At 68.5% G+C, this 22,043-nt stretch carries 19 protein-coding genes; 12 read left to right on the top strand and 7 right to left on the bottom strand.

Annotation, left to right across the window (positions count from 1 at the left end; all coding sequences use genetic code 11):
- Positions 1-4: 4 nt before the first annotated feature.
- Entirely contained in the window at positions 5-856 is an 852-nt protein-coding gene (locus tag SSP29_RS03625; RefSeq protein ID WP_089098972.1) for a helix-turn-helix domain-containing protein, read from the bottom strand.
- Between the two features lie 198 nt (positions 857-1,054).
- On the opposite strand from SSP29_RS03625, the gene SSP29_RS03620 reads away from it, so the two are divergent.
- From SSP29_RS03620 to SSP29_RS03610, 3 genes are all read left to right on the top strand, one after another.
- The gene (locus tag SSP29_RS03620) at positions 1,055-1,459 is read left to right on the top strand and encodes an ATP-binding protein (RefSeq protein WP_089098971.1); all 405 of its coding nucleotides are present in this window, start codon (positions 1,055-1,057) and stop codon (positions 1,457-1,459) included.
- Positions 1,459-2,403, top strand: a complete 945-nt coding sequence (locus SSP29_RS03615; protein WP_089098970.1) for a hypothetical protein — start codon at positions 1,459-1,461, stop codon at positions 2,401-2,403. The genes SSP29_RS03620 and SSP29_RS03615 overlap by 1 nt, the downstream gene beginning before the upstream one ends.
- A gap of 183 nt (positions 2,404-2,586) precedes the next feature.
- Entirely contained in the window at positions 2,587-2,892 is a 306-nt protein-coding gene (locus SSP29_RS03610; protein WP_089098969.1) for an RpnC/YadD family protein, read from the top strand.
- Positions 2,893-3,013: 121 nt separating this feature from the next.
- Here the strand turns inward: SSP29_RS03610 and SSP29_RS03605 are convergent, their stop codons facing one another.
- The 5 genes from SSP29_RS03605 to SSP29_RS03585 all read right to left on the bottom strand — a co-directional run bounded on the left by SSP29_RS03605 (position 3,014) and on the right by SSP29_RS03585 (position 9,105).
- Positions 3,014-4,057 (bottom strand): ABC transporter ATP-binding protein, encoded by a 1,044-nt coding sequence (locus SSP29_RS03605; protein WP_089098968.1) that lies wholly within the window; start codon positions 4,055-4,057, stop codon positions 3,014-3,016.
- A gap of 26 nt (positions 4,058-4,083) precedes the next feature.
- A complete protein-coding gene (locus tag SSP29_RS03600; RefSeq protein ID WP_089098967.1) occupies positions 4,084-5,121 on the bottom strand; it encodes an ABC transporter ATP-binding protein in 1,038 nt (345 codons plus the stop codon).
- Between the two features lie 51 nt (positions 5,122-5,172).
- The gene (locus SSP29_RS03595) at positions 5,173-6,153 is read right to left on the bottom strand and encodes an ABC transporter permease (protein WP_089098966.1); all 981 of its coding nucleotides are present in this window, start codon (positions 6,151-6,153) and stop codon (positions 5,173-5,175) included.
- A gap of 120 nt (positions 6,154-6,273) precedes the next feature.
- Positions 6,274-8,037, bottom strand: a complete 1,764-nt coding sequence (locus SSP29_RS03590) for an ABC transporter substrate-binding protein (RefSeq protein ID WP_089098965.1) — start codon at positions 8,035-8,037, stop codon at positions 6,274-6,276.
- A 78-nt stretch (positions 8,038-8,115) separates the two neighbouring features.
- Entirely contained in the window at positions 8,116-9,105 is a 990-nt protein-coding gene (locus tag SSP29_RS03585; RefSeq protein WP_089098964.1) for an ABC transporter permease, read from the bottom strand.
- A 637-nt stretch (positions 9,106-9,742) separates the two neighbouring features.
- Here SSP29_RS03585 and SSP29_RS03580 point away from each other — a divergent pair.
- Genes SSP29_RS03580 through SSP29_RS03560 form a run of 5 tightly spaced genes read left to right on the top strand, consistent with a single transcriptional unit; the run spans position 9,743 to position 15,326 of the window.
- Entirely contained in the window at positions 9,743-11,374 is a 1,632-nt protein-coding gene (locus tag SSP29_RS03580) for a peptide ABC transporter substrate-binding protein (RefSeq protein WP_089098963.1), read from the top strand.
- Positions 11,375-11,380: 6 nt separating this feature from the next.
- Entirely contained in the window at positions 11,381-12,304 is a 924-nt protein-coding gene (locus SSP29_RS03575) for an ABC transporter permease (RefSeq protein WP_089098962.1), read from the top strand.
- The gene (locus tag SSP29_RS03570) at positions 12,297-13,277 is read left to right on the top strand and encodes an ABC transporter permease (protein WP_089098961.1); all 981 of its coding nucleotides are present in this window, start codon (positions 12,297-12,299) and stop codon (positions 13,275-13,277) included. The genes SSP29_RS03575 and SSP29_RS03570 overlap by 8 nt, the downstream gene beginning before the upstream one ends.
- A gap of 8 nt (positions 13,278-13,285) precedes the next feature.
- Positions 13,286-14,260: an ABC transporter ATP-binding protein gene (locus tag SSP29_RS03565; protein WP_089099789.1), complete on the top strand. Its 975-nt coding sequence runs from the start codon at positions 13,286-13,288 to the stop codon at positions 14,258-14,260.
- The gene (locus tag SSP29_RS03560) at positions 14,253-15,326 is read left to right on the top strand and encodes an ABC transporter ATP-binding protein (RefSeq protein WP_089098960.1); all 1,074 of its coding nucleotides are present in this window, start codon (positions 14,253-14,255) and stop codon (positions 15,324-15,326) included. Before SSP29_RS03565 ends, SSP29_RS03560 begins: the two co-directional genes overlap by 8 nt.
- A 201-nt stretch (positions 15,327-15,527) precedes the next feature.
- Here the strand turns inward: SSP29_RS03560 and SSP29_RS03555 are convergent, their stop codons facing one another.
- Positions 15,528-17,648 (bottom strand): prolyl oligopeptidase family serine peptidase, encoded by a 2,121-nt coding sequence (locus SSP29_RS03555; RefSeq protein ID WP_089098959.1) that lies wholly within the window; start codon positions 17,646-17,648, stop codon positions 15,528-15,530.
- Between the two features lie 189 nt (positions 17,649-17,837).
- Here SSP29_RS03555 and SSP29_RS03550 point away from each other — a divergent pair, with 189 nt between their 5' ends.
- From SSP29_RS03550 to SSP29_RS03535, 4 genes are all read left to right on the top strand, one after another.
- Complete coding sequence (locus SSP29_RS03550; protein WP_089098958.1) at positions 17,838-18,032, top strand: hypothetical protein; 195 nt, start codon at positions 17,838-17,840, stop codon at positions 18,030-18,032.
- A 71-nt stretch (positions 18,033-18,103) separates the two neighbouring features.
- Positions 18,104-18,970 (top strand): N-acetyl-1-D-myo-inositol-2-amino-2-deoxy-alpha-D-glucopyranoside deacetylase, encoded by an 867-nt coding sequence (gene mshB, locus SSP29_RS03545; protein ID WP_089098957.1) that lies wholly within the window; start codon positions 18,104-18,106, stop codon positions 18,968-18,970.
- On the top strand, positions 18,967-19,383 hold the full coding sequence (locus SSP29_RS03540; protein WP_089098956.1) for a DUF6113 family protein: 417 nt from the start codon (positions 18,967-18,969) through the stop codon (positions 19,381-19,383). Before mshB ends, SSP29_RS03540 begins: the two co-directional genes overlap by 4 nt.
- 156 nt (positions 19,384-19,539) lie before the next feature.
- The gene (locus tag SSP29_RS03535) at positions 19,540-21,921 is read left to right on the top strand and encodes a peptidoglycan binding domain-containing protein (protein ID WP_089098955.1); all 2,382 of its coding nucleotides are present in this window, start codon (positions 19,540-19,542) and stop codon (positions 21,919-21,921) included.
- The last annotated feature ends 122 nt before the right edge of the window (positions 21,922-22,043 follow it).

Here is a 22,043-nt window from a genome sequence, read left to right as displayed (position 1 = left end):
TGCCTCACAGCTCTTTCGTCAGGTTGTGGATGAAGTCGCGCGACCGCTCGGGGTCGAGGGACGCGGACTCCACCTTACGGAAGAGCGTTCGAAAAGACCCGAGTTGGGCCTCCGAGTCGATGAACCCCGCGCCCTGCGGCGCATCGCGTACCGCTGTGTCCAGCTTGGGCACGGCGCCGCCCGCGTACATCATGGCGTTCGTCGCTCCGGCGAAGCCGTCCAGGTCGAACGGAATGACCCGGACGGTGATGTGGGGTGCTTCGGAGAACTCCAGGATGCGGTCGAGCTGGGCACGCGTGGCGGCCCGGTCGCAGACCCTGATGCGCAGGGCTGCCTCGTGGATGACGGCCTCGTAGGGAACACGGGCCGGCTCTTCGATGACTGCCTTGCGTGCCATGCGGTGACGGACGCGCAGCTCAAGCTCGTCCGCGGGGAGTTCGGGGACCCGGTACGAGAAGATGGCGCGGGCGTGGTCCTCCGTCTGGAACAGACCGGGGATGTGCAGGAACTCCACGTCGAGGCGGTACGAGGAGTGGTACTCCAGCTCGGCGAGATCCAGAAACGGCGTCGGCAGCAGACCCCGGTACTCCTCCCACCACCCCCGGGTCCGGTCGGTCGCCACCGACACCAGCGCCTCGATCAACTCCGCGTCCGTGCAGGAGTAATGGGCGGCCAGTCGCCGTACGCGCTCCTCGCTCACGCCTGCCGTGCCGAACTCGATCTGGCTGATCTGAGCCGAGTCGGTCCCGAGCAGTGCGGCAGCTTCCAGCCCTTTCAGCCCCGCGGCCTCGCGGAGCTTGCGCAACTCGGAACCCAGGCGCGCCTGACGTGCAGTGGGTTGTTTCCTGCGCGTCATGTCTTCCTCCTCGCCGAGAACTGCCGCGAAGCAGCACCTCGTTCGAGGGGAAGATTACGGCAGCGACTTGCACCGTCCCAAATTATGACTCTACTGTCGGTGACGTAACGCACACGCTGCGGAAGTGCACCGCACCGTTCTCGTGCGGCGATGCCACCCTGCGTGAAATCCCCTTCATCCGCCTGGAGTTGATGACGCATGCCCGAGACCTGGGACTACACGCTCTACATCCCCAACGACCCCAGAGCGGTGACGATCTGCCGTCGCACCCTGCGTCTGATCCTGACGATGCACGGGTTGATCGGCCTCGCCGACACCGCAGAGCTGCTCGCTGCGGAGCTGGTCTCCAATGCCGTACGGCACACGAAGGGGCCGGCGGCACTCAGGGTCCGGCGCTCCCCGGAGGGCGTCGTGTGGATCGGGGCGTGGGATGCGGATCCCGTGCCTCCGGAGCCGCCGGGGTCGTTGGAGGTGGTGACGGACCGGGAGCAGGGGCGGGGGTTGGGGCTGGTGGTGGCGTGTGCGGACTGCTGGGGCTGGCAGCCGTCGGCCCGGTTCGGGGAGCGGGGCAAGTACGTGTGGTGTGAGTTGGGGGTGGCGTGATGGTGGGGTCGTCGCATGAGGCGTTGCACCGGATCTTCCAGAAGGAGCCGGGGTTGCTGACCAAGGCCTTACGGCAGGTCTTGGCTCTGCCGTTTCCGGAACCTCTGAAGTTCGCCGCGCTGAACGTGGATCTCACGGAGGCCCAGCCGGTCGAGCGCCGGGTGGATACGTTGCTGCGGGCGGAGACGGAGCAGGGGACGTATCTGCTGGTCGTCGAGTCACAGGGGAAGATCGATGACCGCAAGCGCGGAAGCTGGCCTTACTACCTGTCGTATCTCTACGAGAAGCCCCGCTGTGAGCCGGTGCTCATCGTCATCACGCAGAGCAGTGCGACGGCGCAGTGGGCGTCGCGCCCCATCCAGCTGGGGTTCCCAGGATGGGATTCGCTGACGGTACGGCCGTTGGTGCTGGGGCCGGACAACGTGCCGGTGATCGCGGACAAGCGGCAGGCCGAGAGCGACGTATCTCTTGCGGCGCTTTCGGCCATGACACACGGGCGGGGTCCGCGGGCCGCGGCCATACTGGAATCCCTGGCAGCCGCCTTGAAAACCATCGACCGTGACAGTGCCGCGGTCCTCGTGCAGTTCGTCGACTCGTGCCTGGCTGATTCCAAGGCGAAGCAGATGTGGAGGGACCTGATGACGGAGATCCAGTACTTCTGGAGGCACGAACTGGCCGAGCAGGTGCGCGAGGAAGGCCGCGAGGAAGGCCGCGAGGAGGGCCGCGAGGAAGGCCGCCAGGAAGGGCGTCGGGAAGGGCGCGAGCAAGGCTGGGCCGAGGCCAAGGCCGAGACGGTTCTCCAGATCTTGCAGTGGCGCGGCATGCCGGTGACCTTCGCTGTCCGCGAGCGGGTGAAGGCCTGTACGGACCTGGACCAGCTGGAAGCCTGGACGCAACGGGCGATGCACGTCACGGACGCTGCGGAGTTGTTCGCCGGAGAGTGAGTGTTGGGGCCGCCTGCCTCTGGGGGCAGAGCTGTGTTTCCGCGAACCAAGTCGAGGGTGCCGCGACCCTCCGATCACCCTTGGCCATGGCTCACTGCCGCGGGGGAAAGCGAGTGGGCGGCCAGTAGAGGCTGTCGCTGCCGGGCGGTCGGTAGTCGGACGGAGTGGACTAGGAGGAGCCGGGTGACGGGGATTCAGTACTTCTGGCGGCATCCGCTGGCGGAGCAGGTGCGCGAGGAAGGACGTGTGGAGGGCCGGCGAGAGGCTCAGAGCGAGGCCCGGAGCGAGGGCTGGGAGGAAGGATTCCGGGCCGGGCGCCTTCGGGAGCGTTACGAGATGGTCGTGAGCGTCTTGGAATGGCGCGGCATCTCGGTTGGTGACGATGTTCGTGCGCGGGTGAACGCCAGCAAGGACCCGGATGAGCTCACAACCTGGGTGATCCGGGCCTTGCGCGCGAATGACGCCGAGGAAATCTTCGTCGACGTATGAGAAGGGCCCGCACCTGGGGAGGTGCGGGCCCTTGCTCCCCTGGAGCGGACGTTCAGGGCTCGGGTCAATGGGCCGGTGAAAGTCCGATCCGCAGGCGGCGGCTGACGGAAAAAGGGGTGTGTCAGGCCGCTGCCTCGGGGTCCTTGGAGAGGCGCGGGGCGGGAACCGTGTCCCGCACCTCGGGGTAGTGGCAGGCGGTGAGGTGGCCGGGCTTGTTGCCGTCGGCCTGGACCAGCGGCGGAGCCTCCGTCGCGCACTTCTCCGTCGCCTTCCAGCAACGGGTGCGGAAGCGGCAGCCGGACGGCGGGTTGATCGGCGACGGCACGTCTCCGACCAGGCGGATCCGCTCGCGCGGCTCCGCGTCCACCGTCGCCTCGGGCACGGCGGACAGCAGGGCCCGCGTGTAGGGGTGGCGCGGGTTGTCGTACAGGTCCTCGCGATCGGCGATCTCGACGATCTTACCGAGGTACATGACCGCGACGCGCTGTGAGAAGTGCCGCACGATCGCCAGGTCGTGGGCGATGAAGACGAACGCGATGCCCAGTTCCTTCTGGACCTTCTGGAGAAGGTTCACGACCTGGGCCTGGATGGAGACGTCGAGCGCCGAGACCGGTTCGTCGGCGACGATCAGCTTCGGCTGCAGGGCCAGGGCGCGGGCCACGCCGATGCGCTGGCGCTGGCCGCCGGAGAACTCGTGCGGGAAGCGGTTGTAGTGCTCGGGGTTGAGGCCGACAATCTCCAGCAGCTCCCGGACCCGGTTCTCACGACCGCCGGCCGGGTTGACGTTGTTGATCTCCATCGGGCCGGAGATGATCTTGCCGACCGTGTGGCGGGGGTTCAGCGAGGCGTACGGGTCCTGGAAGATCATCTGGATCTCGGACCGGATCGGCGCCAGTTCCTTGCGGTTGGCGTGCGTGATGTCCTGGCCCCGGTAGCTGACCTTGCCGGCGGTCGGTTCCAGCAGGCGGGTGATCAGCCGGCCGGTCGTGGACTTGCCGCAGCCGGACTCGCCGACCAGGCCGAGGCTCTCGCCCTCGGCGACCTGGAAGTCCAGGCCGTCGACGGCCTGGACCGCGCCGACCGTGCGCCGGATCGGGAAGCCGCCCTTGATCGGGAAGTGCTTGGTCAGCCCGGAGACGTCCAGGAGGGGAGTGGTGCTGCTCATGGTGGTGATGTCCCGTCTCTTGTACGTCAGTGGTGCTTGGCCGCGGTCAGGTCGGCGAGGTGCTCGGTCCGCTGCTCGTCGGTCAGGTGGCAGGCACTGCCCCGGCCGTCCGTGATCTCAAGGACCGGGCTCTCCGTGGCACACCGGTTGCCGCCCACCTTCTCGGCGAAGGCGCAGCGCGGGTGGAAACGGCAGCCGGAGGGCGGGTTGAGAAGGGAGGGCGGGGAACCGGGGATCGGGTTCAGCGGGACGTCCACCGGGCCGTCCAGGCTCGGCATGGAAGCCAGCAGGCCCCACGTGTACGGGTGCTGCGGGCTGCGCAGCACCTCCTTCTTCGTGCCGCGCTCCACGCACCGGCCGCCATACATGACCAGGACCTCGTCGGCGATGTCGGCGATCACGCCCAGGTCGTGGGTGATGAAGATGATCGCGGTGCCGAACTCCCGCTGGAGGTCCTTGAGCAGGTCCATGATCTGGGCCTGGACCGTCACGTCGAGCGCGGTGGTCGGCTCGTCGGCGATCAGCAGTTCGGGGTCGCAGACCAGGGCCATGGCGATCATCGCCCGCTGGCGCATACCGCCGGAGAACTCGTGCGGGTAGTTGTCCACCCGGCTCTCCGGCTGCGGGATACCGACCCGCCGGAGCATCTCGATGGCCCGCTCGCGGGCCTCCTTCTTGGAGGCGCCCTTGTGCTTGCGGTACACCTCGCCGATCTGCGCGCCGATGGTGTGGTACGGCGACAGCGAGGCCAGGGCGTCCTGGAAGATCATCGCCATCTTGTTGCCGCGGAGGTGCTCCAGCGTCTTCTCCGGGGCGCCGTTCAGCTCCTGGCCGTCCAGCTCGATGGAGCCCTCGACCGCGGTGCTGTCCGGGTTGTGCAGGCCCAGGATGGTCAGGTTGGTGACCGACTTGCCGGACCCCGACTCACCCACGATGCCCAGCGTCTTGCCGCGCATGAGGTCGAAGGAGAGGCCGTCGACGGCCTTGACGACGCCGTCCTCGGTCGAGAAGTGCACCTTCAGGTCCTTGACGGACAGGAAGGGCTGCTGATCGGTGCTCGTCACGGGGACGCTCCAGAGGGGGGTGATGCGGGGTGCTGGTAGGGGCGGGCGCGGTCAGGCGAGCCGGATGCGCGGGTCGATGAGACCGTAGACGGCGTCAACGATGATGTTGGCGATCACCACGAACGACGACGTGATCACCATGATGCCGAGCAGCATGGGCAGGTCGTTGGTCTGCACCGACTTCACGGACAGCAGGCCGATGCCCTGGAGGCTGAAGGTGTACTCGGTGATCATCGCGCCGCCGAGCAGGGTGCCCAGGTCGATGCCGAAGATCGTGACGATCGGGGCCATCGCGCCGCGCCAGGCGAAGCGGAAGAAGACGTTGCGCCGCGACATGCCCTTGGCCCGGGCGGTGCGCACATAGTCCTCGGTGAGCGTCTCGACCAGTTGGGAGCGCGTCATACGCGTGTAGTTGGCGGTCCAGATCAGGGCCAGCACCAGCCAGGGCACCAGGAGACCGTTCGCCCAGGAGAGCGGGTCGCCGAGGAAGCTGTTGTACGACGGCTGGTCGAGGATGTGGAACTGGTACACGAGGAAGTACAGGGCCAGCGGGCCGACGAAGTAGATCTGCATCGACGAGGCGACCAGGGACGCGCTGCTGGCGATCTTGTCGAGGGCCTTGCCCTGCTTGACCGCGGCGAGCATGCCGGTGCCGATACCGAAGATCAGGAACACCACGGCGGAACCGAGGGCGAGCGAGACCGTCGTCGGGAAGCGGTCCGCGATCGTGGAGAGCACGGGCTCGCGGTTCACGAACGAGTAGCCCAGGCACGGGGCGTTGCAGTGGCCGAAGCCCGGGTACTCGCGCCCCAGGAAAATGCCCGTGATCCAGTGCCAGTACTGGACCGGCAGCGCCTCGTCGATTCCCATGTTGTGGCGGATCAGCTGGAGCGTCTCCGGCGTGCAGAGCTTGCCGCAGGCCATCCGCGCCGGGTCACGAGGCACCGCATAGAAGAGCATGAAGGTGATCGCGCTGATGATGAACAGCGTGATCACGGCGCCGAGGATTCGGCGGACGAGGAAGCGAAACATGGGGAGTGGCTTTCCTGGGAGGGCCGTCGTGCGGATCGGGCCGTGCCGGGGTGACCGGAGGTCCGGTGGACGAGCCGAGGGTGGGGCGGCCGGTAGCCGCCCCACCTCTCAGGTGATGGATCAGGCCTTGACGTACAGCTTGTAGAGCATGCAACCGTCGAAGTTCGGGTCCATCTTCACGTTCCCGAGCTTGGAGCCGTGCAGGTACAGACGGCGCATGTAGACGTCCGGGATGAACGCGCCGGTCTCGGTGACCTGCTTGTCCAGGGCGGCCCACATGGCGTTCGCCTTGTCGTTGTCGGTCTCGGCGGTGGCGGCCTTGATGGCGGCGTCCACAGCCGGGTCCTTCAGGTGCGAGTAGTTCGAGCCGCCGTCGGCGATCGCCTTGCTGTCGAACAGCGGCTGGAAGACCGAGTAACCGGTCGGCCAGTCGGAGGACCAGCCACCCCAGTAGATGTCGTACGGGTTGGCGATCTTGCCGGTCTGGTCGTACCAGGTGGTGGAGTCGATGCCCTTGGAGACGACGTCGAAGCCGGCCGCCTTGAGGGCGTTCTCCACGACGACCTTGATCTTCGCCTGGGTCGGGTCCTGCTGGTACGCGTAGACGACCTTGGCGCCGGTCTTGCCGGCCTTCTCCAGGATCTTCTTCGCGGCCGCCGGGTCGCCCGCCGGGTTCTTCAGCTTGCCCCAGACGTCCTGCGACTTGTAGCCGGCGACGAGCGGGCTCATGACGCCGGTCGCGTAGTCACCGCGGACCGAGCCACCCTGCAGCTGACGGATCGCGGCGGTCGGCCAGGCCTTGATGATGGCCTCGCGGACGTCCTTGTCGGTGATCCGGGTGGTGTTGATCCAGTAGAGGCTGACGCCGCTGCTCAGACCCTGGAAGATGCGGTCCTTGGCGTCGGTCTGCGCCTTCTGGACGCGCTCCTGCGGGATGGTGCGCCAGGAGACGGCGTACTGGTCGTTGCCGGAGTCGGCCAGCAGGCGGTCGATCGCCGTGAGCTGCTCGATACCGAAGGAGAAGTCGAACTCGTCCGGGTAGGCGTTGCGGATCGGGTCCGTGCTCGCGTCCCAGTGCTCGTTGCGGACGAGAACCATCGACTTGTCGGTGTCGTGCGACTTGACCTTGTAGGGGCCGTTCGAGAACGGCTTCTTGTCGTAGTTCTGCTTGGTGTCGTGCTTCACCGGGGTCGGCGCGTACGTCTGCATCGCGACGACGTAGTTGAAGTCCGGGCGAGCCTCGGAGAGGTGGAAGGTGATGGTCTTCCCGCTCGTCGTGATCGACTTCAGGTGCTTGCCCGAGTACGGACCCGAGTAGGACTTGCGGTAGTCGGTGGAGCCCGTCAGCCACGACTGGACGTACATGGCGCCCTCGGTGATGTAGCTGGCGAAGGCGCGCTCGAAACCGTGGCGGACGTCGTCGACGGTGACGTCGGAGCCGTCCTCCCACTTGACGCCGTCCTTCAGGGTGAAGGACCAGGTCTTGCCGCCGTCCTTCATCGTTCCCGTGTCGGTGGCGAGGTCGCCGACGAGGGTCTGGGAGCCGTCGTCCGCGATCTTGTAACCGGTCAGGGCGCGGTTGATGACGATGACCGCGAGCGAGTTCCAGGCGTAGTAGACGCGCTGCGGGTCGAGGTGCGAGAAGTCGTCGTCGTTCAGAAGGTAGACCTTGCCGCCCTTCTTCGCGCCGGAGACCTCGGGAGCCGGGCCCTTGGAGTCCTCCGCCGTGCCGATCTTGACCGTGGTGGTCTGGGCCTTGGCGGCCTCCTGCTTGCCACCGCTGGAGCCACCGCTGGAGTCACCGCTGCTGCACGCGGTCAGCACGGAGCCCGCCGCGGCGGCGACACCGGTGGCTATCAGGAAGTTTCTGCGCGAGAAAGACATCGCATCCTGCCTTGATGTGGGTTGGTGAGAGAAATCCGGCACCCGGCGCCTTTGCCGTGGTCCTGAAGAAGCCGGAGATCAGCGCTTGGTCTTCGGGTCGAGCGCGTCACGCATCGAGTCACCGAGAAGGTTGAACGCCAGCACGAAGATCACCATGGCCACGCCCGGGAAGAGCAGGAAGGTGATGTCGTCCTGGTAGAACTTGGCGGCGTATCCGATCATGACGCCCCAGTCGGGGGTCGGGTCCTGAAGACCGACACCGAGGAACGCGAGACCCGCCTCCGTGGTGACCATCGCCGGGAGCGTGAGCGTTCCCTGGATGAGGATCGGTGTCCACAGGTTGGGCAGCAGTTCCTTGAAGATGATGCGTGCCGGAGACGCACCCGTGACCTTGGCCGCCTCGACGAACTCCCGTTCGCGCAGGGCCAGTACCTGACCGCGCAGCAGCCGGGCGATGGAGGCCCAGCCGAAGGCCGTCAGGAGGCCGATGAGGCAGACGACGACGAGCCAGGTCGGGGTGTTCTCGTTGTCCGGCACGAACAAGGAGACGACGACGGGGGTGAAGGCCACGAAGAACAGCTGCTGCGGGAAGGCGAGCAGGATGTCGATGACCCGGCCGAAGAACCAGTCCGTCTTGCCGCCCATGTAGCCGGCGGTCACGCCGACCACCACACCGAGGACCACGACGAAGAGCGTGATGCCGACGGAGATCAACAGCGAGTTGCGGATCGCGTAGAGCAGGAAGGTGAAGACGTCACGGCCGAGCTGCGGGTCGATACCGAACCAGAAGTCCGGGCTGATGCCGCCGTTGGGCTTGACCGGGAAGCCGTTGTCCCCGAGCAGTCCAGGCGTGTTCAGCCCGTACGTGGTGTACGGATCCTTCCCGTACAGCTTGGCGATGAGCGGAGCGGCCAGCGCGATCACGAAGAAGAAGATCACGATGATCGCCGATATGACGCCCGTGCGGTCCCGCTTGAAGCGGCGCCACGCGAGCTGTCCCGGGGACCTGCTCTCGCTGCCCTTCGAGCCGTCCGAAGTGATCGACTTCTTCTCGGTCTCGTCGGTCACCTCGAGCGGGGCAGCCGCGGATGGAGTTGGGGGGGTCATGGTGCTCCTGGCCCAAGGGAGGGTCTGATGACTCCGCAGGGACACACTCCCCTACGGGCTACGCCGGACTTTTTCAACGCAATTCATTCAAGGTCAATAAATTCTCGGTCGGCTTGGGCTTGTCTTTACTTTCTTTGCCTGGGCTTGACCGTTCCGTAGCTACGCGGGTAGCGCCTCGTGATCGCACCGTGCTTTAGTTCGGGCGAACTACGCGAAACGGGCAAGGAGTTCGTTATGCGGACGCCTGGGTGCCGAAATGCGTACATCGCCGGGTGGCAATCCAACGTTTCGGCATCGTTGCGCGGAGATCCATTGCGTCGCCTCCACAAGATCCTCAAGAGGGTCCCGGAGGGGCGTCTGCAATCGGGTGACGTGTCCCTCTAAAGGTCGGCATGGGGCCCTCGGGGGGCCGCCGTTCGGGGCAGTGGGTGAGCGATATCGGCCTATTGGGTCGATATTGACCGATAGCGGAACATCCACGGATCAAGCGATCTCGACGGATCAGGCGATCCCGACGGATCAACGGATCTGGACGGATCAACGGATCTCGACAGATCGACGGATCTCGACGGATCACCTTTCACGGAGGAGGCACGCCATGCGTTCAGCCACGCACGCCCGAGGGGCGGCCTGCGCGGTGGTGGTGGCGCTCGCCGCCACGGCCTGCGGGGGCGGCGGCAGCGGCGGGGGCGGCGGAGGCGAGAGCGGCGTGCTCAGCTCCTCCTGGGGCGACCCGCAGAACCCCCTGGAGCCGTCCAACACCAACGAGGTCCAGGGCGGCAAGGTCCTCGACATGATCTTCCGCGGCCTGAAGAAGTACGACCCGAAGACCGGCAAGGCCACGGACATGCTCGCCCAGAAGATCGACACGAGCGACTCGCAGAACTTCACGATCACGCTCAAGGACGGCTGGACCTTCTCCAACGGCGAGAAGGTGACCGCCAAGTCGTTCGTCGACGCCTGGAACTACGGAGCGAGCCTCAAGAACAACCAGAAGAACGCCTACTTCTTCGGCTACATCCAGGGCTACGACAAGGTCCACCCGGACAGCGGCTCCCAGAGCGCCGACACGCTCTCCGGCCTGAAGGTCGTCGACGACAGCACCTTCACCGTCGCGCTCAACCAGAAGTTCTCCAGCTTTCCCGACACCCTCGGCTACGCGGCCTTCGCCCCGCTGCCGCAGTCCTTCTTCACCGACCACGCCGGCTGGCTGAAGCAACCGGTCGGCGACGGGCCCTACAGCATCGAGTCGTACACCAAGGGCTCGCAGATGGCCCTGAAGAAGTGGGACGGCTATCCCGGTGCCGACAAGGCACAGAACGCCGGGGTGACCCTCAAGGTCTACACGGACAACGACACCGCCTACACGGACCTCATCGCCGGCAACCTCGACCTTGTCGACGACGTTCCCGCCTCGCAGCTCAAGAACGTCAAGAACGACCTCGGTGACCGTTACATCAACACCCCGGCCGGCATCATCCAGACGCTCGCCTTCCCCTACTACGACAGCGCCTGGAACAAGAGCGGATCGGAGAAGGTCCGCACCGGCCTCTCCATGGCCATCAACCGGAAGCAGATCACCGACACCATCTTCCAGAACACCCGCACCCCGGCCACCGACTGGACCTCGCCGGTGCTGGGCACGGCGGGCGGCTTCAAGGAGGGGCTGTGCGGGAGCGCCTGCGACTACGACCCCGCCCAGGCCAAGAAGCTCATCCAGGAGGGCGGGGGACTGCCCGGCGGACAGCTCAAGATCACATACAACGCCGACACCGGCTCGCACAGGATGTGGGTGGACGCCGTGTGCAACTCCATCAACAACGCGCTGGGCAACGACAAGGCGTGCGTCGGGAATCCGATCGGTACTTTCGCCGACTTCCGCAACCAGATCGGCCAGCACAAGATGACCGGACCGTTCCGCGCGGGCTGGCAGATGGACTACCCGCTCATCCAGAACTTCCTCCAGCCGCTCTACTACACGAACGCCTCCTCCAACGACGGCAAATGGTCCAACAAGGACTTCGACAAGCTCGTCGACCAGGCGAACGCCCAGACCGACACCGCCAAGGCCGTGTCCACCTTCCAGCAGGCCGAAGGGGTTGTCCGCGACAACATGGCCGCCATTCCGCTCTGGTACCAGAACGGCAGCGCCGGATACTCCGCGCGGCTGTCGAACGTGGCCCTCAATCCGTTCAGCGTCCCCGTCTACAACGAGATCAAGGTCAGCTGAACCGGCATGGGACGCTATGTCGTCCGGCGGCTGCTCCAGATGATCCCGGTGTTCATCGGGGCCACGCTGCTGATCTTCCTCATGGTCAATGTGATGGGCGATCCGATCGCCGGCCTGTGCGGTGAACGGGCCTGCGATCCGGCGACCGCCGCCCAGCTGAAGAAGGAGTTCGGACTCGACAAGCCGGTGTGGCAGCAATACCTCACCTATATGGGGAACGTCTTCACCGGGGACTTCGGTACGGCGTTCAACGGGCAGCCGGTCACCGAGCTGATGTCCACCGCGTTCCCCGTCACCATCCGGCTCACCGTCGTGGCGATCCTCTTCGAGATCGTCATCGGCATCACGCTGGGGGTGGTGACCGGTCTGCGGCGCGGCCGGCCCGTCGACACGGGGGTGCTGCTCGCCACCCTGGTCGTCATCTCCGTGCCGACCTTCGTCACCGGCCTGCTGCTCCAGCTGCTCCTGGGCGTGGAATGGGGCTGGATCAAACCCTCCGTCTCCCCGGACGCCACCTTCGGCGAGCTGATCGTGCCGGGACTCGTCCTCGCCTCCGTGTCGCTCGCCTATGTCACCCGGCTGACCCGGACCTCCATCGCCGAGAACAAACGGAGCGACTACGTCCGTACGGCCGTCGCCAAAGGGCTGCCCAGGCACCGGGTCATCACACGGCACCTGCTGCGCAACTCCCTCATCCCCGTCGTCACCTTCATCGGCACCGACATCGGCGCGCTCATGGGCGGCGCGATCGTCACCGAGCGGATCTTCAACATCCACGGCGTCGGCTACCAGCTCTACCAGGGGATCCTGCGGCAGAACACCCAGACGGTGGTGGGCTTCGTGACCGTACTGGTCCTGGTGTTCCTGGTGGCCAACCTCCTGGTGGACCTGCTCTACGCCGTACTCGACCCGAGGATCCGCTATGCCTGAGCAGCCGTTCGAGCCCGACCGGGCGATCGCGGGGACCGGGGCGGGCGGGGCGATGGACCTCGCGACGAGCGAGGCGCAGACGCTGGAGACGACCCCGGGCGGACCGCTGGGCACGGGGCCGGCGGCCAAGCCGCGCTCGCTCTGGTCCGACGCCTGGCGGGACCTGCGCCGCAACCCCGTCTTCCTCGTCTCCGCGCTCGTCATCCTCTTCCTCGTCGTCATCTCCCTGTGGCCGTCCCTGATCGCCTCCGGCTCCCCCCTCAAGTGCGACCTGGCCAAGGCCCAGGAGGGCTCCCAGCCGGGCGCTCCCTTCGGCTACGACGGACAGGGCTGCAACGTCTACACGCGGACCGTCTACGGGGCCCGTACGTCCGTCACGGTGGGCGTCTGCGCCACGCTCGGGGTCGCGCTGCTCGGGTCGGTCCTCGGCGGGCTCGCCGGGTTCTTCGGCGGGTTCTGGGACTCGGTGCTCTCCCGGATCACCGACGTCTTCTTCGCGATCCCGGTCGTCCTCGGCGGTCTCGTCCTCCTCTCGGTGGTGACGAGTAATACGGTCTGGCCGGTCATCGGGTTCATGGTGCTGCTCGGCTGGCCGCAGATCTCCCGGATCGCCCGCGGCTCGGTGATCACCGCCAAACAGAACGACTACGTCCAGGCCGCCCGCGCCCTCGGCGCCTCCAACTCCCGCATCCTGCTGCGGCACATCGCGCCCAACGCGGTGGCCCCCGTGATCGTCGTCGCGACCATCGCGCTCGGCACCTACATCGCCCTGGAGGCGACCCTGTCGTACCTCGGCGTCGGCCTGAAGCCGCCCAGCGTCTCCTGGGGCATCGACATCTCCGCCGCGTCGCCCTACATCCGCAACGCCCCGCACGCGCTGCTGTGGCCCTCCGGAGCCCTCGCGCTCACCGTCCTGGCCTTCATCATGCTCGGCGACGCGGTGCGCGACGCCCTCGACCCGAAGCTGAGGTGAGCGCCGCCGTGCTGCTCGAAGTGCGCGACCTGCACGTGGAGTTCCGGACCAGAGACGGGGTCGCGAAGGCGGTCAACGGCGTCTCGTACGCCGTCGACGCGGGGGAGACGCTGGCCGTGCTGGGCGAGTCGGGGTCCGGCAAGTCGGTGACCGCCCAGGCCGTGATGGGGATCCTCGACATGCCGCCCGGGCGGATCGGCGGCGGCGAGATCCTCTTCCGGGGGCGCGATCTGCTGAAGCTGAAAGAAGAGGAGAGACGGAAGATCCGGGGCGCCGAGATGGCGATGATCTTCCAGGACGCGTTGTCGGCGCTGAACCCGGTGCTGAGCGTGGGCGACCAGCTCGCCGAGATGTTCGTCGTGCACCGCGGGATGTCGAAGAAGGACGCGCGGGCCAAGGCCGTCGAGCTGATGGACCGGGTGCGGATCCCGGGCGCCGCCCAGCGGGTGCGGGACTATCCGCACCAGTTCTCCGGCGGCATGCGCCAGCGCATCATGATCGCCATGGCGCTGGCCCTGGAACCGGCGCTCATCATCGCCGACGAGCCGACGACGGCGTTGGACGTGACGGTTCAGGCCCAGGTCATGGACCTGCTCGCCGAGTTGCAGCGCGAGTACCACATGGGGCTGATCCTGATCACCCACGACCTGGGCGTGGTCGCGGACGTCGCCGACCGGATCGCCGTCATGTACGCGGGGCGGATCGTGGAGTCCGCGCCCGTGCACGACATCTACAAGGCGCCGGCGCACCCGTACACGCGTGGGCTGCTCGACTCCATCCCGCGCCTCGACCAGAAGGGCCAGGAGCTCTACGCCATCAAGGGCCTGCCGCCCAACCTCATGAACATCCCTCCGGGCTGCGCCTTCAACCCGCGCTGCCCCATGGCCCAGGACGTGTGCCGCACCGACGAACCACCGCTGTACGAGGTGGACCGGCACCGGGGCAGTGCCTGTCACTTCTGGAGGGAGTGCCTCAATGGTTGACGCGGTGGTTGAGCCGATCCTGGAAGTGAGTGGACTGGTCAAGCACTACCCCTTGACCCAGGGCATCTTGATCAAGAAAGTGATCGGTGCCGTCAAGGCCGTTGACGGTGTTGACTTCACGCTCAACAAAGGAGAGACCCTCGGCATCGTCGGGGAGTCCGGCTGCGGCAAGTCAACAGTTGCCAAGATGCTCGTCAATCTTGAGCGGCCGACGGCGGGGTTGATCAAGTACAAGGGCGAGGACATCACCAGGCTGGGCGGCCGTGCGCTCAAGGCGGTGCGCCGCAACATCCAGATGGTCTTCCAGGACCCGTACACCTCCCTCAACCCCCGTATGACCGTCGGCGACATCATCGGGGAGCCGTACGAGATCCATCCGGAGGCGGCTCCCAAGGGCGACCGGCGCAGGCGGGTCCAGGAGCTCCTGGACGTCGTGGGACTCAACCCCGAGTACATCAACCGCTATCCGCACCAGTTCTCCGGCGGCCAGCGGCAGCGCATCGGTATCGCACGGGGGCTGGCACTGCGCCCCGAGGTGATCGTCGCCGACGAGCCGGTGTCCGCGCTCGACGTCTCGGTGCAGGCCCAGGTGATCAACCTGCTGGACCGGCTCCAGAACGACTTCGACCTGTCGTACGTCTTCATCGCCCACGACCTCTCGATCGTGCGGCACATCTCGGACCGGGTCGGGGTGATGTACCTCGGGCGGATCGTGGAGATCGGCAAGGACGAGGAGATCTACGACCACCCGACCCACCCCTACACCCAGGCGCTGCTCTCCGCGGTGCCGGTACCGGACCCGGAGGCGCGGGAGCGCCGGGAGCGGATCATCCTGAGCGGGGACGTCCCGTCGCCGACGAACATTCCGTCGGGGTGCCGGTTCCGCACGCGGTGCTGGAAGGCGCAGGAGCGCTGCGCGCTTGAGGTGCCGTTGCTCGCGGTGCCCGCCGTGTTCCGGCTGGTGCCGGGGCCGGCGGCGCATGACTCGGCCTGCCACTTTGCGGAAGAGAAGCAGGTGGTGCCGCCGGAGGAGCCGACGGACGATCTTGGTAACGGGGGTGCATAGCGGGGCGTATGCGGGTCAATCGCGTTAACACGCAGGCAACTTCACCGACCCGGTCTCGATATACGGACGCGGCACGCTTAACAGCGTACGGCCGTGCGGGTGCCGTAAACGGGCCGGAGCGCGCCATGTCGCTCCGGCCCGTTGCCGTGTGCGGGTGTGCGGGGGCTGATCGCGCAGTTCCCCGCGCCCCTTTGGGGCGCGTTATGCCAAGCCCAGTGACCTCTTCAGGAAGTCCAGCTGGAGCAGCAAGAGGTTCTCCGCCACCTGTTCCTGCGGGGTCATGTGGGTCACGCCCGACAGGGGGAGGACCTCGTGCGGGCGGCCCGCTGCCAGCAGGGCGCTGGACAGGCGCAGGGAGTGGGCCACCACCACGTTGTCGTCCGCCAGGCCGTGGATGATCATCATCGGGCGGTGGGGTTCGGCGGCGTCGACCAGGCCGGTGTCGTCGATCACCGAGTTGCGGCGGTAGACCTCCGGCTGTTCGGCCGGGTGGCCGAGGTAGCGCTCCTGGTAGTGGGTGTCGTACAGGCGCAGGTCGGTCACCGGGGCGCCCACCACCGCCGCGTGGAAGACGTCCGGGCGGCGCAGGGCCGCGAGGGCGGCGAGGTAGCCGCCGAAGGACCAGCCGCGGATCGCCACCTTGGTCAGGTCGAGGGGGAAGTCGGCGGCGAGTGCCTGGAGCGCGTCGACCTGGTCCTGGAGGACGATCGCCGCGATGTCGTCCTTGACGGACTTCTCCCAGGCCGGGGAGTGGCCGGGAGTGCCCCGCCCGTCGGCGACGACCACCGCGAAGCCCTGGTCGGCGAACCACTGCGAGGTGAGGTGGGCGTTGTGCGCGGCGACCACCCGCTGGCCGTGCGGACCCCCGTAGGGGTCGAGCAAAACCGGAAGGGGAGTGTCTCCGTGGTAGTCCTGTGGCATAAGCACGGCGCACGGAATTCGGCGTGCGCCCCCCACAGTGAGCGTCACGCGCGGGGACAAACCGGGGTCTTCGGCGTACGACGTGACAGTTGCCAGATGCTTTCCGTCGCGCAGCACCTGGACCCGGGCGCCCGGGCTGTCCAGGGTGGCGGAGACCAGTACGGTCACGCCCCCGGCGCGCACCGCCGTGTGCACGCCGGGCTCCTGCGACACGCGCTCCACGCCGAGCTCGTTCACGCGGTAGACGTGCACCTCGCCGATCTCGGGGGACTCCGCCTCCTCGCCGGCGGACGCGGAAACCAGCACGTCATCGGCGGTCACGTCGAGAACCGCGCGGATGTGCAACTGGGGTCCCGTGAGCGGCCGTTCACCCACCGCGAGCACCCGGGCGCCGCCCTCGTCGGCGATCCGGACCAGCTGTCCCGAGGGGCTCCAGCAGGGCACTCCACCGAAAAGTTCAAGCCATGTTGGATCTTCGTCGGCGTGCACCATCCGGGTCGCCCCCGACCCCGGGTCCACGGCCAGGAACAGCTGGCTGCGCTGGTCGCGCGCCTGTACGAGCAGCAGCGGGGCACCCGCCTCTGACCAGTGCACATGCGCCAGGTACGGATAGCGCGCCCGGTCCCAGGAGACCTCCGTGCGCTCCCCTCCGAGGTCGTGCACGAACAGGCGTACGTCCGCGTTCTCGGTGCCCGCCGCCGGGTAGGCGACATGATGTGGCTCACGCTCCGGGTGGGCGGGGTCGGCGATCCACCACCGCCGTACCGGCGTGTCGTCCACGCGCGCCACGAGCAGCCGGTCGGACCGCGGCGACCACCAGAAGCCGCGCGATCGCCCCATCTCCTCGGCCGCGATGAACTCGGCCAATCCGTAGGTGACCTGTTCCGACTCCGGCTCGGCGAGCGCCCGGTCGCCCTCGCCCTCGGCGCCCACCACGCGCAGGGCGCCCTCCGCGACGTACGCGACATGACGGCCGTCGGGGGACGGACGCGGGTCGATCACCGGCCCGGGGACCGGGAGTTCGCGCGCCGTGCCGACCCTGAGCTCGGCCGTGAAAAGCCGCCCTGACAAGGCGAAAGACGCCAACTCCAGGGCCGCGTCGGTGGCGTAGCCGACGATGCCGGCACCGCCCTCACGGCTGCGTTCGCGACGGGCCCGCTCCTGGGGCGAGAGGTGCTCGTCGGCACCGCCGAGCAGGGTGCGCGGGTCCGCCGCGAGACGTTCCTCGCCGGTCGGTACATCAAGGACCCAGAGGGAGTTGGCGCGGTCGGTGCCGGAACCGGAGCGCAGAAACGCCACGCGGGAGCCGTCGGGGGCCACGGTGAACGCGCGCGGCGCGCCGAGCGTGAAACGCTGGGTGCGGGCGTGCCGGCGGGGGAATGAGACAGCCTCGGTCGTCATCCCCCGACCATATTGGCCATGCGCCCCCTTGTGCGGCCGTGCGCCGAGCGATGCGCGAGCACGCATAGTTATGATCACTACCGCTGAGTGGGTATGAACCTGCTGGCATGCGCATGGATTTGCTGTACCGATCTACAACCCCCATACCCGAACCCCCCTCGTCCCTGGGATCTTTGGAGGTGAGCCGCCGTGGCACTCTCGATTTCGGCGGTGGTGCTGCTGGCGATCATCGTCTTCTTGTTGATCAAGAAGTCAGGTCTGAAAGGCGGTCATGCGGTCGTCTGCATGCTGCTCGGTTTCTATCTCGCCTCCTCGACCATCGCACCGACGATCAGCGATCTGACGACGAACGTCGCCAGCATGATCGGCAGCATCAAGTTCTGACCCCGATCACTTTTCGCACCGGTCGACCGGGGCTGCGCGGCACTGTCGGTGTCGTTTCGTAGGGTGGGCACATGACGGAACTGCCTACCCGGCGTCTGTTGCTCGTGCACGCGCACCCGGACGACGAGTCGATCAACAACGGCGCCACCATGGCCCGCTATGCGGCCCAGGGCGTCCATGTGACGCTGGTCACCTGCACCCTCGGCGAGGGCGGCGAGGTCATCCCGCCCGAGCTGCAGCATCTCACCGGCCCCGCCCTGGGCGAGTACCGGCTGGGCGAGCTCACCACCGCCATGCGCGAGCTCGGTGTGGACGACTTCCGGCTGCTCGGCGGCCCCGGCCGCTACCGCGACTCCGGAATGATGGGCCTGCCCGACAACGACGCGCCCGACTGCTTCTGGCAGGCCGACCTCGACGAGGCCGCCGGACACCTGGCCGAGGTGATCCTGGAGACCCGCCCCCACGTCCTCGTCACCTACGACGACAACGGCGGATACGGCCACCCGGACCACATCCAGGCGCACCGCGTCGCCATGCGAGCAGTCGAACTGGCGGCCGAGGCCGGCCACCGCATCCCCAAGGTCTACTGGAACCGCGTCCCGCGCACGGTCGCCGAGGCCGCCTTCACCCGGCTCCAGGAGGACCTGTCGGGGCTGCCCTTCGGCAAGTCCGCCGCCGTCGACGACGTACCGGGCGTGGTCGACGACCGCCGTGTCACCACCGAGATCGACGGCACCTCGTACGCCGGTGCGAAGACCGCCGCGATGGCCGCCCACGCCACCCAGGTCGAGGTGGCACCGCACGGCGCCCGCTACTTCGCGCTCTCCAACGAACTGGCGCAGCCCGTGTTCACCACGGAGTTCTACGAGTTGGTGGGCGGCGAGCCGGGCGCCGCGCGCGAGACCGATCTCTTCGCGGGCCTCGGGGAGGCGTCATGAGTTCCGGCGGACGCGGGTCGGCGCTCGCGCAACCCCTGCAGGCGCCCTCGGCCGGCCGGGTCGCGGCTCTCCTCGGGCTGGTCGTGCTCGGGGCCGTGGTCGGCGTCGCAGGGGCCCTCGTCCAGGCCGGCTGGTTCCCGGGCGGGCTGCTGCTCGCCCTGGCCGGCGCCGCCGGGCTCTTCCTCGGCGGGGCCCGGGCCATGGTGAGCCGCTCGGGGGCCGTCGCACCCGCGTTCGGCTGGGTCGTCGCCGTCATCTTCCTCACCGCCAGCCGCCCGGAAGGCGACTTCCTGTTCGGCGCGGGAGTCGGCTCGTACCTCTTCCTGCTCGGTGGCATGGCGCTGGCTGTGATCTGCGCCACAATGGGTTTGGGGCGGCAACCTGAAGCGGACGGCGCCCGACTTGGCAAGTGACGTACCACTTCGCCGTGGGGCGCCCGTGGGAGTCCGGTGTGGGTTTCCCCAGCGGTCATGGGATAAGCGTGAGAAGTGGCCAGTATGGTGGTGCGCGCCGCCGAGCCGCCTGAGCAAGGTCGTCACCGGCGGTGGAGCCAACCGGGAGAACCTGCCTTGAGTCGTGAAACTGACACTCCGTCCTCCGGGCCCAACGGGCGCGGAGGATCCGCATACCCTTCGGGCACGCCGCCGTACGGGACCCCCATGGCTTCCGACGACGGTACGGACGCGGCCCGTTCGGCCGCGCAGCCGGAGGAACGCAAGACCGAGACCACGCTGACGACCCGGATCCGGATCAACATCCCCGGTTCCCGGCCGATTCCGCCCGTGGTCGTCCGTACCCCCGTCGCGGACGTCGACGGCGCCGCCGCCGGTGCGACCGGCACGGGCGGCACCGGCGAGGAGACGGGCACGCACACGCTGCCGACGGGCGCCGCCACGTCCACCGGCATCGTCGAGCCGCCCGCCGCCGAGCCGGCGCCCGCGCCCGCCGCCGACGAGAAGGCCAGCGACTGGTTCGCGCCGCGCAAGTCCGGCCCGGCCAAGGGCGGTCCGCGCGGCGGCGCCACGAACGGCGGCGGAGCGCCCGGCGGTTCCCCCGCCGCGGCGCCGAGCGCGCCGAACGGCCCGGCGACCCTGGGCGGTGCGCGTCCGGGCGGCGGCCGTCCCGGCGGTGTCGTCGGCTCCATGAGCGTGCCCGGCACGTCCCGGCCCGGCGCGACCAACGGCGCGGGGCTGCCCACGGGAGCCACCGGCGGCCCGGTGGCTCCCGGCCACGGTGGCGGCACCGGCTCCTTCGACGTGACCGAGGCGCTCGCCGCGGGCCCCCTCGGTGGCCCCCGGGGCGGCGCGAAGGGCGGCGGCGACGGCCGCCGCGACGACCTGCCGTACTTCTCGGACAACGGCGGCCAGAACGGCGCCCAGACCGGTCCCGGCGCGCCCGGCGGCGGCCCGGCCGGACCTGGCGGCCCCAGCGGCTTCAACGGACCGGGCGGACCCGGCGGCCTCGGCGGCCCGCAGGGCCCGGCAGGCCCCACCGGCGGCCCGGTCACCGGGGACGGCCCGTTCGTCCCGCCGGTCAACGGCGGCGAGCCCTTCGGCGGCCCGGCCGTCCCCAACGGAACGGGCGGCCCCGGCGCGGCCTTCGGCGGCGGTGAGCCGTTCGGCACCCCGGGCGGTCCCGCGGGCCCCGGCGGCGGCCCCGCCCGCCCCGGTGGTCCCGGCGGCCCGCGCGCCCGTGCCGCCCAGGCCCGGCCCGGCGCGCGCACCGCCCCCGCCGGCCTCCCCGGCGGCGGCCTGAGCGACGACACCGCGATCCTCACCCCGCAGAAGCCCGCCCCCGAACCGGGCACGCCCGGCTACGGCTCCCCGGCGCACAACGTCTCCGGGCACACCGTCACCAGCGGCATCCCGGTCGTGCCGCCGGGCGCCAACTCCCCGTTCGCGCCCGGCGCGCCCACCGACGGGCCGCTGCCGCACACGCCCCCGAAGCTGCCCGAACCGGTCTCGCCGCCCCCGGCCGAGGCCAAGTCCAAGGGCAAGGCGAAGGCCAAGAAGAAGCGCGGCAAGCTGCCGCTGCTCGGCGGCGTCGTGGTGGTCGCCGGCATCGGCGTCTACGGCGCCGGGCTGCTCATGAACCACTCCGACGTGCCCAAGGGCACCACCGTGCTCGGCGTCGACATCGGCGGCGGCACCCGGGACGACGCCGTCAGGAAGCTCGACGACGCCTTCGGCAAGCACGTGAACCAGCCGCTGAAGCTGTCCGTCGACGGCAAGACCGTCTCGCTGCCGCCGGACCAGGCGGGCCTCCAGTTCGACATGCAGAACACCGTCGAGGCGGCCGCCAAGAGCGACTACAACCCGATCTCCGTGATCGGCTCCCTGTTCGGCCAGAAGCGGGTCGTCGACCCCGCCATGCCGGTCGACGAGGAGAAGCTCCAGGCCGCCCTCAAGGACCTCGGCAGCAGCTCCGGCTCGGTCACCGAGGGCACGATCAAGTTCACCTCCGGCAAGGCCGTCGCGGTCTACGGCAAGGCGGGCAAGGGCATCGACGCGGCCGCCTCCACGCAGGCGGTGAAGCAGGCGTACGAGACGATGGTCGAGACCGGCACCGCCACCGCGGTGAACGTGCCGACGACCACCGTGCAGCCGACGGTCTCCAACGCCGAGGTCGACCGCGAGATGAAGGCGTTCGCGCAGCCGGCGATGTCGGCGCTGGTCACGGTGAAGACGGACACCGGCGTCCAGGTGCCGATGAGCCCGCAGAACTCCCTGTGGAAGTTCCTCCGGGTCAAGGTCGTCGACGGCAAGCTCGTCGACAGCCCGGATCTGAACGCGCTCAAGAACCTCTACGGCAACGCCTTCGACGGCGTCAAGATCACCCGCGCCAGCGGCGAGAAGACGGCCGTCACCCCGCAGGACGTCTACGTCGCCCTGCGCCAGGCCCTGCTCAGCAAGACCAACCGGGTGGGCGTCATCGACACCAACCCGAGCTGACGCGCGGCGAAGGGGCGCCCGGTGCTCACCGGGCGCCCCTTCGCGCTTGTCACGCGCCGCTCATGACATCTGTCATGCGGCTCTCCGGACGACCGGCACTGCCCCCGGCCAGGGGCTCGCCG

Source organism: Streptomyces hyaluromycini (genome assembly GCF_002217755.1).
In the GTDB taxonomy this organism is placed as follows: Bacteria; Actinomycetota; Actinomycetes; order Streptomycetales; family Streptomycetaceae; genus Streptomyces; species Streptomyces hyaluromycini.
This window is presented reverse-complemented; position numbering and strand designations above follow the sequence as displayed.